This is a genomic window from Halopseudomonas oceani (assembly GCF_002903165.1).
GTDB classification, from domain to species: Bacteria; Pseudomonadota; Gammaproteobacteria; order Pseudomonadales; family Pseudomonadaceae; genus Halopseudomonas; species Halopseudomonas oceani.
In genome coordinates this window covers 20,639-41,716 of record NZ_PPSK01000017.1, presented here as the reverse complement: position 1 = coordinate 41,716, position 21,078 = coordinate 20,639, and the positions used below count along the sequence as shown (strand labels likewise).

19 protein-coding genes and 2 tRNA genes are annotated in these 21,078 nt (G+C 59.1%); 3 read left to right on the top strand and 18 right to left on the bottom strand.

Translation table 11 applies throughout. The features are described 5' to 3' along the window. Positions 1-9 precede the first annotated feature (9 nt). The gene (locus C1949_RS15190) at positions 10-765 is read left to right on the top strand and encodes a siderophore-interacting protein (RefSeq protein ID WP_104739319.1); all 756 of its coding nucleotides are present in this window, start codon (positions 10-12) and stop codon (positions 763-765) included. On the opposite strand, the gene C1949_RS15185 is transcribed toward C1949_RS15190, so the two are convergent. Together C1949_RS15185 and C1949_RS15180 are read right to left on the bottom strand one after the other, a co-directional pair. Further along, a complete protein-coding gene (locus C1949_RS15185) occupies positions 750-1,352 on the bottom strand; it encodes a GNAT family N-acetyltransferase (RefSeq protein WP_104739318.1) in 603 nt (200 codons plus the stop codon). The two genes, C1949_RS15190 and C1949_RS15185, sit on opposite strands and share 16 nt — an antisense overlap. Continuing rightward, complete coding sequence (locus C1949_RS15180; protein WP_211287177.1) at positions 1,352-2,260, bottom strand: LysR family transcriptional regulator; 909 nt, start codon at positions 2,258-2,260, stop codon at positions 1,352-1,354. The genes C1949_RS15185 and C1949_RS15180 overlap by 1 nt, the downstream gene beginning before the upstream one ends. 390 nt (positions 2,261-2,650) lie before the next feature. On the opposite strand from C1949_RS15180, the gene C1949_RS15175 reads away from it, so the two are divergent. Further along, positions 2,651-2,845, top strand: a complete 195-nt coding sequence (locus C1949_RS15175) for a hypothetical protein (protein ID WP_104739316.1) — start codon at positions 2,651-2,653, stop codon at positions 2,843-2,845. A 41-nt stretch (positions 2,846-2,886) separates the two neighbouring features. Here C1949_RS15175 and C1949_RS15170 read toward each other — a convergent pair whose 3' ends face one another. Next, on the bottom strand, positions 2,887-3,525 hold the full coding sequence (locus tag C1949_RS15170) for a 2-hydroxychromene-2-carboxylate isomerase (protein WP_104739315.1): 639 nt from the start codon (positions 3,523-3,525) through the stop codon (positions 2,887-2,889). A gap of 40 nt (positions 3,526-3,565) precedes the next feature. Continuing rightward, complete coding sequence (locus C1949_RS15165; protein WP_146040335.1) at positions 3,566-5,266, bottom strand: NHL repeat-containing protein; 1,701 nt, start codon at positions 5,264-5,266, stop codon at positions 3,566-3,568. A 144-nt stretch (positions 5,267-5,410) separates the two neighbouring features. Between C1949_RS15165 and C1949_RS15160 the strand changes: the two genes are divergently transcribed. Further along, positions 5,411-6,385, top strand: a complete 975-nt coding sequence (locus C1949_RS15160; protein WP_229744472.1) for an HAD family hydrolase — start codon at positions 5,411-5,413, stop codon at positions 6,383-6,385. A 74-nt stretch (positions 6,386-6,459) separates the two neighbouring features. On the opposite strand, the gene pnp is transcribed toward C1949_RS15160, so the two are convergent. The 14 genes from pnp to ftsH all read right to left on the bottom strand — a co-directional run bounded on the left by pnp (position 6,460) and on the right by ftsH (position 20,941). After that, positions 6,460-8,568, bottom strand: a complete 2,109-nt coding sequence (gene pnp, locus C1949_RS15155) for a polyribonucleotide nucleotidyltransferase (RefSeq protein ID WP_104739312.1) — start codon at positions 8,566-8,568, stop codon at positions 6,460-6,462. Between the two features lie 88 nt (positions 8,569-8,656). Next, on the bottom strand, positions 8,657-8,926 hold the full coding sequence (rpsO, locus tag C1949_RS15150; protein ID WP_088276391.1) for a 30S ribosomal protein S15: 270 nt from the start codon (positions 8,924-8,926) through the stop codon (positions 8,657-8,659). 191 nt (positions 8,927-9,117) lie between these two features. Next, on the bottom strand, positions 9,118-10,038 hold the full coding sequence (gene truB / locus C1949_RS15145; protein WP_104739311.1) for a tRNA pseudouridine(55) synthase TruB: 921 nt from the start codon (positions 10,036-10,038) through the stop codon (positions 9,118-9,120). 3 nt (positions 10,039-10,041) lie between these two features. After that, positions 10,042-10,428: a 30S ribosome-binding factor RbfA gene (gene rbfA / locus C1949_RS15140; protein WP_104739310.1), complete on the bottom strand. Its 387-nt coding sequence runs from the start codon at positions 10,426-10,428 to the stop codon at positions 10,042-10,044. A 94-nt stretch (positions 10,429-10,522) separates the two neighbouring features. Continuing rightward, positions 10,523-13,033, bottom strand: coding sequence for a translation initiation factor IF-2 (infB, locus tag C1949_RS15135; RefSeq protein ID WP_104739309.1), 2,511 nt, complete (start codon positions 13,031-13,033; stop codon positions 10,523-10,525). Positions 13,034-13,096: 63 nt separating this feature from the next. Further along, a complete protein-coding gene (nusA, locus tag C1949_RS15130) occupies positions 13,097-14,578 on the bottom strand; it encodes a transcription termination factor NusA (RefSeq protein ID WP_104739308.1) in 1,482 nt (493 codons plus the stop codon). A 51-nt stretch (positions 14,579-14,629) separates the two neighbouring features. Further along, positions 14,630-15,085, bottom strand: a complete 456-nt coding sequence (rimP, locus tag C1949_RS15125) for a ribosome maturation factor RimP (protein WP_170063092.1) — start codon at positions 15,083-15,085, stop codon at positions 14,630-14,632. Between the two features lie 168 nt (positions 15,086-15,253). After that, positions 15,254-15,330, bottom strand: a tRNA-Met gene (locus C1949_RS15120). A gap of 107 nt (positions 15,331-15,437) precedes the next feature. Continuing rightward, positions 15,438-15,522, bottom strand: a tRNA-Leu gene (locus C1949_RS15115). Between the two features lie 26 nt (positions 15,523-15,548). Further along, positions 15,549-15,944 carry a preprotein translocase subunit SecG gene (gene secG / locus C1949_RS15110; RefSeq protein ID WP_104739307.1) on the bottom strand — a complete coding sequence of 132 codons (396 nt, stop codon included), beginning with the start codon at positions 15,942-15,944 and terminating at the stop codon, positions 15,549-15,551. Next, positions 15,944-16,702, bottom strand: a complete 759-nt coding sequence (gene tpiA, locus C1949_RS15105) for a triose-phosphate isomerase (RefSeq protein WP_104739306.1) — start codon at positions 16,700-16,702, stop codon at positions 15,944-15,946. The genes secG and tpiA overlap by 1 nt, the downstream gene beginning before the upstream one ends. A 67-nt stretch (positions 16,703-16,769) precedes the next feature. Further along, the gene (gene glmM, locus C1949_RS15100) at positions 16,770-18,113 is read right to left on the bottom strand and encodes a phosphoglucosamine mutase (protein ID WP_104739305.1); all 1,344 of its coding nucleotides are present in this window, start codon (positions 18,111-18,113) and stop codon (positions 16,770-16,772) included. Between the two features lie 25 nt (positions 18,114-18,138). Continuing rightward, complete coding sequence (folP, locus tag C1949_RS15095) at positions 18,139-18,996, bottom strand: dihydropteroate synthase (RefSeq protein ID WP_104739304.1); 858 nt, start codon at positions 18,994-18,996, stop codon at positions 18,139-18,141. Between the two features lie 7 nt (positions 18,997-19,003). Next, a complete protein-coding gene (gene ftsH / locus C1949_RS15090) occupies positions 19,004-20,941 on the bottom strand; it encodes an ATP-dependent zinc metalloprotease FtsH (protein ID WP_104739303.1) in 1,938 nt (645 codons plus the stop codon). Between the last annotated feature and the right edge of the window lie 137 nt (positions 20,942-21,078).

Below are 21,078 nucleotides of genomic sequence, written 5' to 3'. Positions count from 1 at the left end.
GAATTATCCATGGCCAAACCCACACCACGGACCTTGCAAGTCCTCTGCAAGCAGCCAGTGACGCGCAACATGCTGCGCGTCACCCTTGGCGGCGACGGCATGCTGACCTTCCCTGACGATCAGGCCGGCGCCTATATCAAACTCATGTTCCCCGGCACCGACGGCTCCTCCAGACTGATGCGCACCTACACCGTGCGCGCCCAACGACCGGGCGAAATTGATGTCGACTTTGTCCGCCACGCCGACGGCGGTCCGGCCTCACGCTGGGCAGAGCAATGCAGTCCCGGCGATACCATTCTGATTGGCGGGCCTGGGCCACGTAAGCCGCTGCTGCAAGACGCCGACGGATTTGTTGTAGTCGGTGACATGACGGCCCTGCCGGCTATCAGTGTCAATCTGGAATCCCTGCCGGACAGCGCCTGCGGAGTCGCCGTACTGGAGGTGATCGATCCGGCGGATATTCAGCCATTGAACGCGCCAACCGGTATCGAGCTGATCTGGCGGGTCAACCCCAAGCCCGGCAGCAACCCTGCGGCGCTGGTAGAGCGTCTGCGCCAGATAGACTGGCCGGTAGGTCGTGTAAACGTGTGGGCCGCGTGCGAATTCGCCAGTATGCGCGCGCTGCGCCAGTTCCTGCGCGAGGAGCGCCAAATCGCCCGCGGCGACCTGTACATCTCAAGTTACTGGAAGCTCGGCGCCAACGAAGACCAGCACAAGCAGGAAAAGCGCGTCGACGCAGAACAGGACAATCAGCGCTCGACGTGACGCGCCAGCCGGTGCAGCAACGACTTGCGCACTGAGGGCCACTCGCTGTCGAGAATCGAGAACACCACGGTATCGCGCCGCGCGCCATCCGGTTCAAGTCGATGATTGCGCAGCACACCGTCCTGCTTGGCACCCAGCCGGGCAATTGCCGCGCGCGACTGATGGTTATGCCAATGGGTACGAAACTCCACTGCGACGCAGCCCAACACCTCAAACGCCTGTTGCAGCAATGCCAGCTTGCACTGGGTGTTAAGGGCAGTGCGCTGACAGCGCGAGGCATACCAGGTGTAACCAATCTCCAGACGTCGATTCGCCGCATCGGCGTGACAATATCGGGTCGTGCCGACGACCTGGCCGCTGGCGCGCTCGACGACCACAAAAGGCAGCGCACGACCGAGCTGCTGTTCTCGCAGCGCTTCGGCTACATAGCTCGCTACCGAATCGGCATCTGGCACCTGGGTGTACCACAGCTCCCACAGGCGGCCATCGCTGGCAGCTGCCACCAACGCGTCCGCATCGTCCGCGTGCAGCGGACGCAGCAGCGCCAGCTCGGTTTCCAGGGCTACCGCTTGCAACCAGTCAGTCATCAACGCGCTCCTCGGCCGCCACGCTGCGCCAGGGTTTCAACACAGTGATCGATAAACGCCCGCACCGGCGGCAGCATGCCGCGCGGCGTAGTGAAGACCATGTGAATCTGGCCTTCCAGTGCATGCCATTGGGGCAGAATGTGAACCAGCCGACCGGCACGAATCTCTGGCTCGCAAATATGTTCAGGCAACAACACCACGCCCTGCCCGGCGACCGCCGCCTCGCATATCAGCTGCAGATCACCACAACTGAAATGCGGAGCATGATGAAGATCGCAGGTCTCCCCTGCGTCATTGGCAAACTCCCAGCGATCCCGCTCCAGCATTTCACCAACCGATAAGGTTGGGAAGCGGCTGAGATCCTCCAGCTGCGCTGGCGCGCCACCCATTCGCTGCAATAGCGTTGGGCTGGCAGCCAGAATACGTGCGCCCACCCCAAGCGAACGCATTGCCAATGACTGATCGGTGTCGAAACGGGTTGCAACCCGGAAAGCGACATCAATGCGCTCGTTGATCAGGTCCACCCGCTGGCTGGACAACCGCACCTGCAAGCGCACTTCCGGATAGCGGGTCATGAAGTCGACCAGCGTGTCCCGTCCCAAGTACTCCAGCATGCCGGAGGACATGCTTACTCGAACCGTGCCGGACACCTCATCACGCGCTGTCATCGCCAGCGCCTCAGTCGCCTCCAGCCGCTGCAGTATTACTTCACACTCGCGATACAGCTCGCGCCCGAGATCGGTCACCCGAAAGCTTCGGGTAGAGCGCTCGATCAGCCGGGCTCCAAAGTGCGTCTCCAGTCGGGCAACGCGTTTACTGAGTTTGGACTTGCGCTCGCCAGTCGCACGCTCAGCGGCAGCAAAACCGCCAAACCGGACGACGCGGGCAAAGCACAACAGATCGTTCATATCCTGCATTGCACCCGCCAATAGCTTCCAAATTAGAAACAGTAAATCACGTATTCACGCACTACCGGAAAAGGCATCGACGCTTAGATAGGCATCAGTACCTCCAGCAGTCCATCGAGTAATCAGACGAAACGGCCCTAAAACTGGATCCCAGCAGTCGGATATCGACACCAACACCAATTATTGTTTCTAAATCAGAAACTCTGTGTCATCAAAATCCTAGCTACTGCGACAGTTTGTCGCTCCCATATAGTGAGTTCAATGGCCTTGAGTACTAAGGAAAGCGTCAATCCCACGGATCTCAAAGATCAACGCCAGGGAAACAGTTTCAAAACATTTCCCGAGTATACGTTGTAATCAGGGCCACGCTCACCATCAGGAGACGCCATCATGAAAAATCTTTCTGCATTGATCGTTGCTTCATTCCTTGCCTCCAGCCCGGCAGTCCAGGCAGACGACAGCCGTCACCGCCAGCTCAATGCGAGCGATCGCACTACCAGCCAGAGCACCAGCGACTATTTTCAGGATCTGATTGCCGCCCAGGCTCAAGCCAACCTGGACAGCGACGATCCGCAGCAAGCTTGAACAGCATAAAGCACAGCCTGTCGGCGGACAGGCTGTGAAGATCAACCGGCCAACCCAGCCTGATCCAGGCGCCAACGCAGCGTATCAACCCGGTCCTGGCCAAAGAACGGCTCATCACGGAAAACAAACGTAGGCACGCCCCAATGGCCAGCCTTCTCCAACGCTCGCTGATTGGCTTCGATTTCAGTGAGTTGACTTCCCTCGGCGATTGCCGCTTCCAGCTCACCCAGATTCAAACCGGCCCGCGCCACCGCATCTGACAACAATGAACCCTGATCCCAGCCTGCAACACCACCCCAGATCAGACGCGCCACCTCGGCGGCGAATTCACACCCGAGCCCACGTCGCTGGGCCTCAACGCCCAACGCGCTAAGCCGGTATATGTAGGGTTGATCCCGGGCCACCTGCAGGGTTTGACGATCTTGTACCACCGGGTCTGGCGATGGCCAGCCATGAGGCAGGCCCAAAAACTCAGCGCGACGCGCCCAGTCAAGCACGATGTAACGCGCACGCTTGGCGCTCTGCTCGGCAAACAGAATATCCGGGCTGCGCAGTGCGATGGGCAGCACGACTCTCAGGTTGACCTTGATACGGTAGTCACGTTGCAGCGCAAGCATGTCCGGGGTGGACAGGTACGAATAGGGGCTTCTGAAAGACCAGTACACATCAACCGCTTCCATTTGCGACTCCTGCTTATTGTTATTTTGCGGGTCGACCTGCTCAAGCAAGCAGGCGCAGCGATAGCATCAGGCCGACTGTAGCAGGCACCAGTACCAGCAACAGCACAGCCTGAGGATGCCGAGTGTGCCAAAGAGCTTTCCAGACCGCCCAGGGGGAGCAGGGGGAAGCTCCTTTCAGCCGCGGAAACAACACACTCTCCACCCCCGCGCGATCAAAAACGGCGTGCCCAGGCTGACCAAGAAATACCACCAGCTCAGGCGTTACCAGATGGCTGCGACTGTAGTGCACCTGATCCAGGGCAACGCGACATTGCCGCCCTTGCGCCTCAAGAAACAGCCATTCATCTGACACCCCTACGCGTTGCTGTGCCGCGGCCAACAGATCACGCATCATCAGCCATAATGACAATACCGCATACAGGGCCAGCACCAGCATTTGAACGCGCAGCTGCCAGGGACCGTCGAGCAGCAGCACCCGCAGCAACGCATAAGCCAGCGCAGCCACAACCAGCAGTATCAGCGGCACCTGCCATCGCAGACGACGCTTGAGCCTGTTCTCCAGCCAGTGAACCTGGCCACTCGGTATCGGTGCCGGTTTAGCTGCCACCAGCGGCGCGAGCGCGCGCCCGGACCAGCCAGCAAACTGCGCACGCGTCTGCTCGCGTTCGAGCAGCCAGGCGGCGGCAAACCCGGCGAGCAGCGACAAAACCATACCCGCGAGAAACAACCGGCCAAGCCATAGGTAACGAGTACGTTGATGCTGTGCCTGCAGCTCCAGCGACGTCAGGCTGGCGCTGCCCGTTTCGGCTAGCAGCGCCCCATGCACATCCATGCGGGACAGGTGTTGGCTCTGTGCATCAACAACCCATAGCAGATCGTTCCAAAGCTCGAACACCAGCGGGTCAACCAGCAGATCAGCAGCGACGCTGTCTACTACCTCACCTGCAGCGCTGAAACGATAAATCCGGCCATCGCGCATGCGATCATCCGCCAGATTGACCAACCAACCATCACCCTCAGCGGCAAACTGATGCGGCCACCGTAACGCTCCCTGGGGGCGCAGACTGACCTCCCGAATGACCTGACCGAAGGCCCTGCCATCACTTTCCAGCAACAGCAGCCGCCGGTTATTGGTATCAGCAACCCATAGACCCTCTTCGCTCAGGCGAATCTGATTGGGAAAGCGCAACATCCCATCGCCAGTGCGCTCAGGCTGGTCGGCACCAGCGGCAAGACGGTAGATGTAAAACCCGGGGGTATCGGCGACAAACAGCGTATCGTCAGCTGCCAGCGCCAGGTGAAAGGCACTATCCAGTGCGGGCAACCCGCGACCAAAGGGTTCACATGCTAGGGCCGGCAACTCACAGCGATAGAACCCTTCTCCTACCCTCGGTGCACGTTCACTCTGTTTCCGCAACCGCAGGTAGCGGGCCAACCAATAGCTCAACCGGGCGCGCTCGGGGCGGTGATAAAGCAGCAGATCACCATTGGCAAAAAAGGCGTGATCGCCTGTCGGGACCAGGCCGACATCAGCCAGATCAAGGTGCCGCTGCTCTCGCCCTGCAGCGTCCAACCAGATCAACTGCCGACCGAAGCGGACCGTCATCATTTCGCCCTGCGGCCGCAGAGAACCGTAACCGGGCACGTCCAGTCTGAGCTGATTCGCCCAGAGGTAGCCCAGCAGACACAACGCTGTGCACAGCACAACCACGCTTGCGGCAATCCATGACTTCCTGTCCATTTAGCATCTCGGTTTCACGCGCTCAGCCGCCAGCATCCCTCAAGCCGAATGCGAACGCAAACCTCGGGCTTTGCCGCAGGCGAAGGCTCGGCTAGAGTGGCCGATGCTGGCACCAAGACCGGCCCCTATCCAGGAGAACAATCAGTGAACAGAATCATTGCGCTACTCGCCCTGCTGGTCAGCACCACTTGTCTGGCCGATGACAGCCAGCCGCTGCCTTCCTGGCAAGACACTGCAGCACGTCAGCAGATTATCGCCTTCGTCAACGACGTAACCGATCCCGACTCAGCCCATCACATCCCGGCAAGTGAGCGTATCGCGGTATTCGACAACGACGGCACCCTGTGGGCAGAGCAACCGCTCTATAGTCAGTTGTTTTTTGTCGCAGACCGCATTCGCGCGCTCGCGCCCGAACACCCGGACTGGCAAACCGAAGAGCCCTTTGCGTCCATGCTCAAAGGCGACATCGCCGGCGCTTTCGGGTCCAGCCACGACGCCGCCGTTAAACTGGTCAGGGCCAGCCAGGCCGGACTCGATACCGACACCTTCGATCAGGTCGTACGTGACTGGATGCTGAACGCACATCATCCGGCCACCGGTAAGCCGTACAACCAGATGGTCTACCAGCCGATGCTGGAACTGTTGAGCTATCTGCAGAACAACGGCTTCAAGAACTTTATTGTTTCCGGCGGCGGTATCGACTTCATGCGCCCCTGGACCGAGTCTGTGTACGGCATTGCGCCAGAGCGCGTCATCGGCAGCCGCGTAGCCAAGCGCTTTGAACTGGTCGACGGCGCCGCCCGCGTGGTGCACGACGGCACGCTGGAATTCAACGACGACAAGGAGGGCAAACCGATTGGAATCAGCCAGCATATCGGCCGTCGCCCGATTGCTGCCTTCGGCAACTCCGATGGCGACCTGCAGATGCTGCAGTGGACCACCGCAGGTAGCGGCCCCCGTCTTGGCGTGATCGTCCACCACACCGACGCCGAGCGCGAGTGGGCGTACGATCGCGACTCGAGCATCGGCAAGCTGAGCGAAGCACTGGACCAGGCTCCGCAACGCGGCTGGGTCGTGGTCGACATGAAGCAGGACTGGAAGCAGGTATTTCCGGATTGAGCAGCCCCGAAGCGCGACCATAAAAAAACCCGGCGCAAGCCGGGTTTTTTATTGCTGCGAGCAACGAAGGTCGATCAGACCCCGCTGGTCTCGGCAGCTTCAACGTCCTTCATGGACAGCTTGATACGGCCGCGGTTGTCCACGTCCAGTACCAGCACCTTCACTTCCTGACCTTCCTGCAGTACGTCGGTCACTTTCTCGATACGCTCGTTGGCGATCTGCGAGATGTGAACCAGACCATCCTTGCCAGGCAGGATGTTGACGAAGGCACCGAAGTCGACAATGCGCTCGACCTTACCGGTGTAGACCTTGCCGATCTCGGCCTCGGCAGTGATGGCGTCAACACGCGCCTTGGCAGCGTTGGCGGCGTCCTTGCTGGCGGCGAAGATCTTGACCATGCCGTCGTCGGTGATGTCGATGGAGGCGCCGGTCTCGTCGCAGATACCACGGATGGTTGCACCACCCTTGCCGATCACGTCGCGGATCTTCTCGGGATCGATCTTCATGCTGAGCATAGTCGGGGCATTGGAAGAGATTTCCTTGCGCGACTCGGGCAGCACGTCGTTCATCTGCTTGAGGATGTGCAGGCGGGCTTCATGAGCCTGCTGCAGGGCGATTTCCATGATCTCTTCGGTGATGCCGTTGATCTTGATGTCCATCTGCAGCGCAGTAACACCCTTCTCGGTACCGGCAACCTTGAAGTCCATGTCGCCCAGGTGATCTTCGTCACCCAGGATGTCGGTCAGAATCGCGAACTTCTCGCCTTCCTTGACCAGACCCATGGCGATACCGGCAACCGGCGCTTTCAGCGGTACGCCAGCGTCCATCAGTGCCAGAGAGGCACCACAAACAGAGGCCATGGAGCTGGAACCGTTGGACTCGGTGATCTCGGAAACGACACGGATGGAGTACGGGAACTGCTCCATGTCAGGCATGACCGCCTGAACGCCACGACGGGCCAGGCGACCGTGACCGATTTCACGACGGCCAGTGCCGCCCATACGACCGCACTCACCTACCGAGTAGGGAGGGAAGTTGTAGTGGAACATGAAGGGCTCTTTGCGCTCGCCTTCCAGCATGTCGAGCAGCTGGGAGTCACGGGCAGTACCCAGGGTGGTCACAACCAGGGCCTGCGTTTCACCACGGGTGAACAGCGCGGAACCGTGAGTACGGTCCAGAACGCCAACCTCGATGTTCAGCGGACGAACAGTTTTGGTGTCGCGGCCGTCGATACGCGGGTTGCCGTTAACGATGCTCTCGCGAACAGTGCGGTACTCGATCTCGCCGAATACGTCCTTGATTTCACCGGCAGCGAACTTGCCTTCCTCTTCACCAGCCAGTGCAGCAATAGCCTGGTCACGCAGCTCACCGAGACGAGCGTAGCGCTCCTGCTTGTTGACGATGGTGTAGGCGTCAGCAATACCGGCACCGAATTGACCCTTGATGGCGTTAACCAGCGCAGTGTTTTCTGCCGGAGCCTGCCAGTCCCAAGCCGGCTTGCCAGCTTCAGCAGCGAACTCTTTGATAGCGGCAATGGCGCCCTGGAATTCCATGTGGGCGAACAGTACCGCACCCAGCATCTGGTCTTCAGTCAGCTCTTGCGCTTCGGATTCAACCATCAGTACCGCTTCTTCGGTACCGGCGACGACCATGTCCAGACGCGAGGTTGCCAGCTCTTCGTAAGTCGGGTTCAGCACGTAGCCGCGCTGATCGTCAAACGCAACACGGGCAGCGCCAATCGGGCCACTGAACGGAACGCCGGAAATCGCCAGAGCGGCGGAGGTACCGATCATCGCAGCGATGTCCGGATCGGTCGTTTTGTCGGTAGAAACGACGGTGCAGACAACCTGCACTTCATTCATGAAGCCTTCGGCGAACAGCGGACGGATCGGACGGTCGATCAGGCGGGAGGTCAGGGTTTCCTTCTCGGAAGGACGGCCTTCACGCTTGAAGAAACCGCCGGGAATACGGCCGGCGGCATAAGTCTTTTCGATGTAATGAACAGACAAAGGGAAGAAGTCGCGGCCCGCTTCGGGCTGCTTGGCGGCCACAACGGTGACCAGAACGCTGACGGCGTTATCGATACTGACCAGAACGGCACCGGAAGCCTGGCGAGCAACGCGGCCTGTTTCCATGGTGACTGTGCTATTGCCTAACTTGAATTGCTTGATTACCGGTTTCACGGTGTCTTCTCTCTCTTCTTTTTGCCTTTGGGGGAAACTCTGGGCATGGCCGGGGATCGGACCCGGCCATGTCCAAACGGGGCTGGTCTTAGCGACGCAGACCCAGACTGCTGATCAGAGCGCTGTAACGAGACAGGTCTTTCGACTTCAGGTAGTCCAGCAGCTTGCGACGCTGGTTAACCATGCGAATCAGACCACGGCGCGAGTGGTGATCCTTTTTGTTTTCCTTGAAGTGGCCTTGCAGCTTGTTGATGTTTGCAGTCAACAGAGCGACTTGGACTTCGGGAGAACCGGTATCACCTTCAGCACGCTTGTACTCGGCAACGATTGCAGCTTTTTCTTCAACACTCAGTGACATCTCAAATTTCCTCTGAGGTAACAGGCCGGGACCAGTGTCCCGTGTTTTAAATCGAGGAATGACCATGCCTGTTGACAGCCACCCTCGTGGCGACCCGCTATCGGGTCAACTCCATGCCGAATCATACTCCCGAATGCCCGGGGATTCAGCCCAATTCTATGCGACTACTTGCCCGCGCAGACCGCAGGGTCTCAGGGCTCGAAGCGCAGTAAGCGCTTGGGCGCTACACGCGCATCGTCAGTCATTTCGCCAATGCCGAGGAAACGGCCACTGGCATCGCGCAGCCGTACTTTCCCAAACGCCGGACTGCCGGGCACGCGTACCGCCTGACCGTGGTTCAGGTAGTAGGCCGTCTGCTCGGTGAGATCCAAAATCGGCCAGTCTTCCAGACCGCTGTCCATCGGCAGCAGCAGATGATCCAGCGCCTCCGGGCCGCCCTCGGCATGCAGTGCCTCAAGCGCTTCGAGCGTGACCGACTGGGTCAGGTCAAATGGCCCTGCCTTGATCCGACGCAGCGCCGCGACATGTGCGCCGCAACCGAGCGCCGCGCCAATGTCTTCAACCAGACTGCGAATGTAGGTCCCCTTGCTGCAGTGTACTTCCAGCTGCAGACGGTCTCCTTTCAGACCAAGTACCTTCAGCTCGCTGATGGTAATGGTGCGGGCCTTGCGCTCAATGGTTTCACCGGCGCGGGCCAGTTTGTACAGCGGCTGACCTTCATGCTTGAGCGCCGAGTACATTGGCGGCACCTGGTCAATCTCACCAGTAAAGCGCGGCAGCACGGCTTCAACATCAGCCAGTGCAACATTGACCGGCTTCATCTCCAGCACGTCACCTTCAGCGTCACCGGTAGCAGTGGTCATGCCCAAACGCGCCTCGGTGACATACGCCTTGTCAGCGTCCAGCAGATACTGGGAAAATTTGGTTGCCTCACCCAGGCACAGAGGCAGCACGCCAGTAGCCAACGGATCAAGGCTGCCGGTATGGCCACCCTTGTTGGCGTTGAACAGCCAGCGTACCTTCTGCAGGGCCGCGTTTGAGCTCATGCCCAGCGGCTTGTCGAAAATCAGGATGCCGTCGATGGAACGACGCTTGCTCTTCGCTCCCGCCACGCCTTACTCCTTGTCGCTCTCGTCGTGCTGACGATCCTCGGCAACCGCACGCTCGATCAGCGAAGACAGGTGCACGCCACGGCGAATGCTCTCGTCATACTGGAAATGCAGGCTAGGAATGGTGCGCAGCTTCATCGCGCGCCCAAGCAGCATGCGCAGATAGCCAGCGGCGTCCTTGAGGATCTCAAGGTTCAGGGCGATTTCCTCGGCGCTGTCGCGGTTCATCAGGGTGACGAACACCTTGGCGTGGGACATGTCACGACTGACCTCAACTGCGGTCACGGTGACCATACCTAGACGGGGATCACGCACCTCGCGCTGAATCAGTTGCGCCAATTCACGCTGCATCTGATCCGCCACACGCTGGGTACGACTGTATTCTCTTGCCATATTAACCATCTCAAGCGACAAACTCCGGGCTGCCAGGCAGACCGGAGTTTGTCGCGAATGTCAGGCGGCGAGCCGGAAGCCCGCCGCTGTGCTGTTACAGACTGCGCTGTACCTGAACACGCTCGAAGACCTCGATACGGTCACCGGGACGAACGTCGTTGTAGTTCTTGACGCCGATACCGCACTCCATGCCGTTACGTACTTCAGCAACGTCATCCTTGAAGCGACGCAGGGACTCCAGCTCACCTTCGTAGATAACAACGTCTTCGCGCAGAACGCGAATCGGACGATTGCGGTGCACGGTGCCTTCGATAACCATACAGCCGGCCACCGCGCCAAACTTCGGCGAACGGAACACATCACGCACTTCGGCGACACCCAGAATCTGCTCGCGCACATCGCTGCCGAGCATACCGGACAGCGCCTTTTTGACGTCGTCGATGATTTCGTAGATGACGCTGTAGTAGCGCAGGTCCAGACCTTCGGTCTCGATAATCTTGCGAGCAGCCGCATCAGCACGAACGTTAAAGCCGAAGATCACCGCGTTGGAAGCCAACGCAAGGTTCGCGTCGGTCTCGGTGATACCACCAACGCCGCCGGAAACGATCTTGACCTGCACTTCGTCGTTGCCCAGGTCGACCAGCGACCCCTGCAAGGCTTCCAGCGAGCCACGAACGTCCGCCTTGAGCACGACGTTGAGGGTCTTCTTCTCGTCCTGGCCCATGCTTTCGAACATGTTTTCCAGCTTGGCCGAGTGCTGACGTGCCAGCTTGATCTCGCGGAACTTGCCCTGACGGAACAGAGCGACTTCGCGGGCCTTTTTCTCGTCGACAACAACGTTGAGCTCGTCACCGGCATCCGGCGTACCATCAAGGCCGAGAATCTCGACCGGAATAGATGGACCGGCTTCCTTGATCGGCTGACCGTTCTCGTCGAGCATTGCCCGTACGCGGCCATAGTTGACGCCAGCCAGTACCACGTCACCCTGACGCAGAGTGCCGTTCTGAACCAGTACGGTCGCAACCGGGCCACGGCCCTTGTCGAGGCGGGATTCGACTACTACACCACGGCCTGGAGCAGATGGCTGAGCCTTCAGCTCAAGTACTTCGGCTTGCAGCAGAACCGCTTCAAGCAGCTCTTCGATACCGGTACCGGCCTTGGCGGAAACCGGAACGAACATGGTGTCGCCACCCCACTCCTCCGGAATAACCTCGCGGGCGGCCAGATCGTTCTTGATGCGATCCGGGTCAGCGTCTTCCTTGTCCATCTTGTTGATCGCAACAACGACCGGAACACCAGCAGCCTTGGCGTGCTGAATCGCTTCCTCGGTCTGTGGCATCACGCCGTCGTCGGCTGCCACAACCAGAATCACGATGTCGGTCGCCTTGGCACCGCGGGCACGCATAGCGGTAAACGCCGCGTGACCGGGAGTATCCAGGAAGGTAACCATGCCGCGATCGGTTTCGACGTGGTAGGCGCCGATGTGCTGGGTAATGCCGCCAGCTTCGCCAGACGCAACCTTGGCGCGACGGATATAGTCGAGCAGCGAGGTCTTACCGTGGTCAACGTGGCCCATGACGGTAACAACCGGGGCGCGGCTGACTTCTTCACCTTCGTGAACCATGGATTCAACCAGCTTGTCTTCCAGATCGCTCTCGCGAACCTGCTTGACCTTGTGGCCCATGTCTTCGGCGACGATGGAGGCGGTGTCCTGATCCAGCACCTGGTTGATAGTCACCATGGTGCCGTTCTTGAACATGTACTTGATGACTTCGGCCGCCTTGACCGACATCTTCTGCGCCAGTTCGGCAACAGTGATGGTCTCACCAATTACAACTTCACGAACAACCGGACCGGTGGGTTTTTCAAAGCCATGCTGATTGCGCTTCTTGCCAGCTTTCAGCTTGCCACCGCCACCACGACGACGGGTTTCGGCTTCTTCATCAACCGAAATGCGCGGAGCGTGACGCGCCTTGTCTTTTCCACCATGACCGCCCGCACGCTTGCGACCGCGCTCTTCTTCCTCTTCGCGCGCCTTACGGCGGCTTTCTTCTTTCTTCTTGTGGTGCTCAGCAGCAGCCTGTGCAGCCTCAGTCGGTTGCGGGGCCGGAGCCGCCTCTACCGCAGCCACGGCCGGTTGCGCGACGGTAGCGGCCGCAGCCGCTTCTGCCTGACGCTTGGCCTCTGCCTCGGCTTCAAGACGCGCAGCTTCCTCAGCCTGGCGCTTGGCCTCAGCCTCGGCTGCTTGCTGACGGGCCTCTTCAGCGGCACGCAACTGCTCCAGCTCGCGCTGACGCTCGGCTTCCAGATCAGCCGGCTCGCGTTTGACGTAAGTGCGCTTCTTACGCACTTCGACGTTAACTGTCTTGCTGCCGGCTACCTTCAGGGTGCTAACCGTTTTGCGCTTGAGGGTAATCTTGCGCGGCTCGGAGCCGGAATCACCATGGGCGCTCTTCAGGAACGCCAGCAGGGTTTGTTTCTCATCATCGCTGACCGCCTGGGCAGGGCCAGTCTGCGAGAGTCCCGCTTCTTGCATCTGTTGCAGCAGGCGCTCTACCGGAGTACCTACCTCATCAGCCAATTGTTTGACCGTCACTTCCGCCATTCACTTCTCTCCTCAGTCGGGTCCGTGCGTCACCGCAGGGGGGATCTCGTCGATTCCGACCGGTTATTCAAACCAGGGGGCGCGGGCTGCCATGATCAAAGCCGCAGCACGCTCTTCATCGATACTGTCGATGTCGAGCAGGTCGTCAACGGACTGCTCGGCCAGATCTTCCATCGTCAGGATGCCATTGGCCGCCAGCTGGAAAGCCAGCGCGCGGTCCATACCATCCATATTCAGCAGGTCGTCAGCCGGCTGCGCTTCTTCAAGCTTCTCCTCGTTGGCGATCGCCTTGGTCAGCAGACGGTCCTTGGCGCGTGCCCGAAGCTCATTAACGATGTCTTCATCGAAACCGTCAATTTCGAGCAGCTCTTCCATCGGCACATAGGCCACTTCTTCCAGCGTGGTGAAACCTTCCTCAACCAGCATCTGTGCCACTTCTTCATCGACATCCAGCTCGTCAACGAAGTTACGCAGTACGTCGCCAGTCTCGGCTTCCTGCTTGGCACGGATGTCATCTTCGGTCATTACGTTCAGGGTCCAGCCGGTCAGCTGACTGGCCAGACGAACGTTTTGACCATTACGACCAATGGCCTGGGCCAGGTTGTCTTCTGCAACCGCCAGATCAATGGTCTGGGTATCTTCGTCCAGAATAATGGACGCTACCTCTGCCGGCGCCATCGCGTTGATGACGAACTGGGCCAGATTGTCGTCCCACAGAACGATATCAACGCGCTCGCCACCGAGCTCGCCGGACACCGCCTGGACTCGTGAACCGCGCATACCGATACAGGCACCTTGCGGATCAATGCGTTTGTCCTTGGAGCGGACGGCGATCTTGGCGCGCGACCCCGGATCACGGGCAGCCCCCATAACCTCGATCAACTCTTCGGCGATTTCCGGCACCTCGATGCGGAACAGCTCGATGATCATTTCCGGGCAGGCGCGGGACAATACGAGCTGCGGGCCGCGATTCTCGGTGCGGATGTCCTTGAGCAGGGCACGGATACGGGTGCCGGTGCGGAAGGTTTCACGCGGGATCATTTCTTCGCGCGGCAACACGGCCTCAGCGTTGTTACCCAGATCAACGATAACGTTGTCGCGGGTCACTTTCTTGACAGTGCCGCTGATGATCTCGCCCAGACGGTCGCGGTAGGCGTCAACGACCTGCGCGCGCTCTGCTTCACGGACCTTCTGGACAATAACCTGTTTAGCGATCTGCGCGGCAATACGGCCAAACTCGACCGACTCGATTTTCTCTTCGACTTCGTCGCCGATCTTCAGATCCGCATCACGTTCCTGCGCCTGGTCCAGCGTCAGTTGAATAGCCGGATCGTCGAAGTTTTCGTCTGCCACGACCGCCCAACGGCGATAAGTGTCGTAGTCGCCGGTATGACGGTTGATCGACACGCGCACATCCACTTCGTCTTCGTAACGCTTCTTGGTCGCCGTTGCCAGTGCCAGCTCAAGCGCTTCAAAGATTACCCCGGGTGGAACACCCTTTTCGTTGGAAACGGATTCCACAACCAGCAACACTTCTTTGCTCATCGTATGCCTCGCCTAACGCCGTCCATTGGGCTTATGCAGCCCGAAATTTGTTCAATACCGCGGAATGATGTTGCCCTTATCGATCGAATCGATGGGCAGTAGGTACTCGTGCTCGTCCACTTGCAGGATGACTTCATCACCCTCCACTCCGCGAATCACACCCTGAAAATTGCGGCGGCCCTCATAGGGGGTACGCAGCCTGATCTTTGCTTGCTCACCGGCGCAGTCTGCATATTGCTGCAGGGTAAACAGCGGGCGATCCATGCCCGGAGAAGAAACCTCCAGGGTATAGTCACCGGAAATCGGGTCCTCGACATCCAGCACAGCGCTGGCCTGGCGGCTGACGGCGGCACAAGCGTCCACGCTAACGCCGTCCGGATGGTCGATATATACGCGCAGCAGGGTGTGCTTCCCCTGGGACAGATATTCAATACCCCAGCAGGTATACCCCAATGCCTCGACGACCGGGACCAGCAGGGCCTCCAACTCAGTCACTTTGCCGGACACGCTCACCGCCTATATTTGCCGCATGAATAAAAAATGGGCCTTAAGCCCATCGTGAGTCTGGCCGCTTCGCGCAGGCGAAGCCCAGAGACCGTTAACATCGCAGCCTGCACAAAAATAAAACCGCGATAGAAACCTAACAAAAAGCCCCTTAAAAGGGGCCTTTGATACTGGTTGCGGGGGCAGGATTTGAACCTACGACCTTCGGGTTATGAGCCCGACGAGCTACCAGACTGCTCCACCCCGCGTCGAATCTAGGGCGTGAATTATACGTCTGCCGAGCCAACAAGACAACCGGCACACCCATTCACCCCTGAAAAAGAAACAGGGGCCTGAGCATTCAGACCCCTGTAGATGGTGCGGAAGATGGGACTCGAACCCATACACCCTAAGGCACTACCCCCTCAAGATAGCGTGTCTACCAATTCCACCACTTCCGCAAAACTTTTACTGCCAGCACCGACGCTTATTCGACTGCCGGCGGAACCTCTTCGCCGACCGTATCCGGCACATCCAGCGGAGCAACATCCTGCTCCAGAACCGGAACATCTTCATCGATCAGGGCCGGAGCCTGCTGTTCGACCTGCAACGCCGGAGCCGGCAAACCAGCCTCAACAGCAGCATCAGCTTTATGGCTGGCGTAATACGCCAGACCCAGCGAGGTCAGAAAAAACACCGTTGCAAGAACCGCGGTTACGCGACTCAAAAACGTACCGGAACCCTGACTGCCAAATACGGTAGCAGAGGCACCGGAGCCAAAGGAGGCGCCAGCTTCTGCACCCTTACCCTGCTGCATGAGTACCAGGCCAACCACGCCAATGGCAACCAGCAGGTGCAGCACTACAATCACGGTCTCAATCATTACACTCGTCCAGCGGCGCGAGCGATCGCACCAAACTCTTCTGCGTTCAGAGAGGCTCCACCAATGAGCCCCCCATCGATATCCGGCATTGCGAACAACGCTTCGGCATTCTCTGCCTTAACACTGCCGCCGTACACGATGCGAACCTCCTGAGCCTGCTCATCATCAAGCATGGCCAGTCGCGCCCGAATCATTGCGTGCACATCCTGAGCCTGCTCAGGCGTTGCCGTCAAGCCCGTGCCGATAGCCCATACAGGCTCATACGCCACTACACCTTCAGCCAAACCACCCACGCCAAAGGCATCCAGAATCACTTGCAACTGCCGACCAACCACATCAGCAGTTCGACCTTCATCACGCTCTGCCTGGCTTTCGCCAACACACAGAACCGGCCGAAGACCACACGCCAAGGCCGCTGCAAACTTACGACGAACGATTTCATCCGTCTCACCAAACAGCGTCCGACGCTCGGAGTGCCCAACCAACACATAGGCACAACCTGCATCACGCAGCTGAGCGGGAGATATCTCACCGGTCAACGCTCCAGGCTCAGCCTGAGTTGCGCAGTTCTGGCCGCCCACCTTTACCGGGCAACCCTGCAACTGATCGACACAGCGATCAACATACAGCGCCGGGGGAGCAATCATCAGCTCAACCCCTTCAGGCCATTCCTGCTCTACCAGAGCTTTCAGCAAGGCATCTACAGACTGCCGTGAACCGTGCATTTTCCAGTTGCCGGCAACTAGCGGACGTCGCATGCCATACCTCTCTACCCAAGCGGGCGCCAATCTTAACCAAGTTGCATCAGCGACACAACCGCCTTTTTCATCCGTTTAATATCTGCGCAACAACATCTGCCAGAGCAGCCGCTTCGCGCTCAACCTGCGCGGCATCCTGCCCCTCAACCATCACCCGCACCAGCGGCTCGGTGCCAGACAAACGCAGCAGCACACGCCCGGCCTCACCGAGGCGCTGCTCTGCCTCAACTACCGCCGCCTTGACAGCAGACTGCTCCAGCGGCGACGTGGCGCCAGGTGCATAGCGCACATTGATCAGTTTCTGGGGGCACTTGTGCATGCTGGCACACGCCTGTGCCAGCGTCCTGCCGGAGCTCTGCAACGCCTTGAGCACCTGCAGTGCGGCAATGATGCCGTCACCAGTGGAGGTATGGTGCAGACAGACAATGTGCCCGGACGACTCACCACCAACAATCCAGTCACGCTCGCGCAGCTGAGCCATAACATAACGGTCACCGACATTCGCCCGAACGAACGGAATATCTCGCTCGCGCAGCGCCAGTTCAAGCCCGAGATTGGTCATCAGCGTTCCCGCCACGCCGCCCCTCAGCAAGCCACGCTCATGGAGATCCAGGGCAATGATGTACAGCAGCTCATCACCATCCACCTCGTTGCCGGCATGATCCACCATCAGCACTCGATCGCCATCGCCATCAAAGGCGATGCCCAGATCAGCCTCGTGCTCAACCACAGCCTGACTCAGGGCCGCCATATGCGTCGAGCCGACACCTTCATTGATGTTCAGACCATCCGGGCTAGCACCGATCACCTTGACCTCAGCGCCCAGCTCGCGAAAGACGCTCGGTGCCACCTTGTAGGTCGCGCCGTGAGCACAGTCCAGAACCAGTTTGAAGCCCTTAAAGCTGGTACTGGTAGGCACACTGCTTTTGCAGAACTCGATGTATCGCCCGGAGGCATCCTCGACCCGCGAGACCTTGCCGAGCTGCGCCGAGTCGACAACCGTCATTGGCTCGTCCACCAGACGCTCGATCTCTAACTCCAGGCTATCGGGCAGCTTGCTGCCAACCGCCGAGAAGAACTTGATGCCATTATCATAGAAAGGATTGTGCGAGGCACTGATAACGATGCCCACATCAGCCATGAAGGTACGCGTCAGATAGGCGATTGCCGGCGTCGGCATCGGTCCGAGCAATTGCACATGAGCACCTGCGGCCGAAAGCCCCGCTTCCAGTGCTGACTCGAACATGTAACCCGAAATGCGCGTGTCCTTACCAATAATGACCCGGCACCCACCATGGTGACGAAACGCAGTACCAACCGCCCATCCAAGCTTAAGCATGAACTCCGGCGTAATCGGCGAGCTGCCAACCCGACCCCGGATACCATCAGTGCCAAAGTAGCGTTTTTCCATGAACAGACTCTACTGCTTGAGATTTTTAGGATCGGCGGGCGCGGTTGACCACTTCCACCATGCGAACCACATCCGCGGTCTCGGCAACATCATGCACGCGCAATATAGCGGCACCCGCTTCTGTCGCCAGGGCAGCCAATGCGAGGCTGCCATACAAACGCTGATCCACCGGACGGTCCAGCGCCTGCCCAATCATGCTTTTGCGCGATACGCCAACCAGCACGGGCAACCCCGACGGCCGCAAATCACGCAAGTGCGCGAACAACTGGAGGTTATGTTCCAGCGTTTTGCCGAAGCCAAACCCAGGATCAAGAATCAGCCGCTCCCGAGCAATTCCAGCCTCTTCGCACGCTTCAACCCTTGACTGCAGATAGGCATTCACCTCATCCAGCACACTGGCATAGCGCGGAGCCAACTGCATCATGTCTGGCTCGCCCTGGCGATGCATCAGGCACACCGGCAGACCGGTCGCCCGCGCTGCCTCAAGCGCACCTGGGCGCTCAAGTGCCCGCACGTCATTGATCATCCCGGCGCCAGCCGCCGCAGACGCAGTCATCACCTCAGGTGTGCTGGTATCAACCGAAATGACAACATCAAAGCGCGCAGCAATGGCCTCGACCACCGGTACCACGCGCTGCAACTCTTCCGCAACGGAAACCGGCTCGGCACCCGGGCGCGTCGACTCACCACCAACATCAATCAAGGCAGCGCCAGCCGCAATCATATGCTCTACATGCTGCAAGGCAGCATCAAGGCGATTGAAGCGACCACCATCAGAAAAGGAGTCTGGCGTAACATTGAGGATACCCATAATTCGGGTATGAGAAAGATCAAGCTCCCGAATGCCGCAAGGCAAACGGGAGCTTATGCTGTCAGAGAACATTCGGGCCTCAGTGCTCCCCGGCAGGTCCGCCGATGGGGCCAGAACCCTTGGAACCATCAACCTGACTGGACGTCGTGTCGTCTGGCGTGATCACCGCTCCCGGCCCGGACTTGTCGTCACCTTGCCAGTCTTTAGGCTCGCGGGGCACACGACCGGACATGATGTCGTCAATCTGCTGGGTGTCGATGGTCTCGTACTTCATCAGCGCCTCGGCCATCATGTCCAGCTTGTCGCGATTCTCCTCCAGCAAACGACGCGCAGTCGCATAGCTCTCATCGATAATGCGACGCACCTCTTCATCGATCTGCTTGGCGGTTTCGCCAGACACACCAGCCAGCCCACCACCATTGGAACGTCCCAGGAAGCCTTGATCCTCGTCCTCAGCGTACAACAGAGGACCCAGCTTTTCAGACAAGCCCCACTTGGTGACCATGTTCTTGGCCAACTGGGTGGCACGCATGATGTCGTTTGACGCCCCCGTGGTGACCCCATCAAACCCGAGGGTCATTTCTTCCGCAATACGACCGCCAAACAGCGAGCAGATCTGACTGATCAGCGCCCGCTTGGACAAGCTGTAACGATCCTCTTCCGGCAGGAACATGGTCACCCCGAGGGCGCGACCACGCGGGATGATGGTGACCTTGTAGACGGGGTCATGCTCAGGCACCAGGCGACCGACAATCGCGTGGCCGGACTCGTGATAGGCCGTGTTGAGCTTTTCCTTGTCCGACATGACCATCGACTTGCGCTCGGCGCCCATCATGATCTTGTCCTTGGCCATCTCGAACTCGTTCATCTCGACCAGACGCTTGTCGGCGCGGGCAGCAAACAACGACGCTTCGTTGACTAGGTTGGCCAGATCGGCACCGGAGAAGCCCGGCGTGCCGCGTGCGATCAGGGACGGATTCACATCCTCACCCAGCGGCACCTTGCGCATGTGCACCTTGAGAATCTGCTCGCGACCACGGATATCCGGCAGCCCCACTACCACCTGACGGTCGAAGCGGCCAGGACGCAGCAACGCAGGGTCAAGCACATCAGGACGGTTGGTCGCAGCAATTACGATGATGCCATCGTTGGGTTCAAAGCCGTCCATTTCGACCAGCAACTGGTTCAGCGTCTGCTCGCGCTCGTCATGCCCCCCCCCCATTCCGGAACCCCGGTGGCGACCGACGGCATCAATCTCGTCGATAAAGATAATGCACGGCGCGTGCTTCTTGGCCTGTTCGAACATGTCACGCACACGGGACGCACCTACACCGACAAACATCTCGACAAAGTCGGAGCCGGAGATAGTAAAGAAAGGCACCTTGGCCTCACCGGCCACAGCTTTGGCCAGCAGGGTTTTACCGGTACCGGGCTGACCGACCATCAGGACGCCACGGGGAATATGACCACCCAGACGCTGGAATTTGCCCGGGTCACGCAGAAACTCGACCAGCTCACGCACATCTTCCTTGGCCTCGTCGCAACCGGCAACGTCAGCAAAGGTGGTTTTAACCTGATCTTCCGACAGCATGCGCGCCTTGCTCTTGCCGAAGCTCATAGGGCCGCCGCGGCCACCGCCGCCGCCCTGCATCTGACGCATGAAGAACATGAAAATGGCGATGATGATCAGGATCGGGAAGCTGGCAATCAACAGCTGGGTCCAGATGCTCTGCTGCTCCGGCTGCTTGCCTTCGATGATGACATCGTTGTCCAGCAGGTCACCGATCAGGCCATTATCCTGAATAGCCGGACGAACCGTCTTGAAGGCTTCACCGCTGCGCTCGCGACCGGTAATGATATAGCCGTCCACCGTCACGCGCTCGACCTGGCGGTTCTCTACCAGCTCCAAGAACTTGGAGTAATTCAGCGTATCCGGTTCCTTGGTACCGCTGAAGTTGTTCATCACGGTGACCAGCACTGCTGCAATGATCAACCACAGGATGAGGTTCTTCGCCATGTCGTTCAATTCGCTACCCTCTTGCCCCGCTGCACGACCGCGGGCGCCTTGCTGAGTCTTTTAACCACCTGCCAACATTACACCAGTTTAGGCCACCTCGGCATTGGCTTCAGTGTAACCCGCTATGTAACACCAGC

Bases quoted from the DNA above. Each gene is read 5' to 3' on its own strand.
- C1949_RS15190 (WP_104739319.1), top strand. From the start codon at position 10: ATGGCCAAACCCACACCACGGACCTTGCAAGTCCTCTGCAAGCAGCCA.
- C1949_RS15185 (WP_104739318.1), bottom strand. From the start codon at position 1,352: ATGACTGACTGGTTGCAAGCGGTAGCCCTGGAAACCGAGCTGGCGCTG.
- C1949_RS15180 (WP_211287177.1), bottom strand. From the start codon at position 2,260: ATGAACGATCTGTTGTGCTTTGCCCGCGTCGTCCGGTTTGGCGGTTTT.
- C1949_RS15175 (WP_104739316.1), top strand. From the start codon at position 2,651: ATGAAAAATCTTTCTGCATTGATCGTTGCTTCATTCCTTGCCTCCAGC.
- C1949_RS15170 (WP_104739315.1), bottom strand. From the start codon at position 3,525: ATGGAAGCGGTTGATGTGTACTGGTCTTTCAGAAGCCCCTATTCGTAC.
- C1949_RS15165 (WP_146040335.1), bottom strand. From the start codon at position 5,266: ATGGACAGGAAGTCATGGATTGCCGCAAGCGTGGTTGTGCTGTGCACA.
- rpsO (WP_088276391.1), bottom strand. From the start codon at position 8,926: ATGTCACTGAGTGTTGAAGAAAAAGCTGCAATCGTTGCCGAGTACAAG.
- rbfA (WP_104739310.1), bottom strand. From the start codon at position 10,428: ATGGCAAGAGAATACAGTCGTACCCAGCGTGTGGCGGATCAGATGCAG.
- infB (WP_104739309.1), bottom strand. From the start codon at position 13,033: ATGGCGGAAGTGACGGTCAAACAATTGGCTGATGAGGTAGGTACTCCG.
- nusA (WP_104739308.1), bottom strand. From the start codon at position 14,578: ATGAGCAAAGAAGTGTTGCTGGTTGTGGAATCCGTTTCCAACGAAAAG.
- secG (WP_104739307.1), bottom strand. From the start codon at position 15,944: ATGATTGAGACCGTGATTGTAGTGCTGCACCTGCTGGTTGCCATTGGC.
- tpiA (WP_104739306.1), bottom strand. From the start codon at position 16,702: ATGCGACGTCCGCTAGTTGCCGGCAACTGGAAAATGCACGGTTCACGG.
- glmM (WP_104739305.1), bottom strand. From the start codon at position 18,113: ATGGAAAAACGCTACTTTGGCACTGATGGTATCCGGGGTCGGGTTGGC.
- folP (WP_104739304.1), bottom strand. From the start codon at position 18,996: ATGTTCTCTGACAGCATAAGCTCCCGTTTGCCTTGCGGCATTCGGGAG.
- ftsH (WP_104739303.1), bottom strand. From the start codon at position 20,941: ATGGCGAAGAACCTCATCCTGTGGTTGATCATTGCAGCAGTGCTGGTC.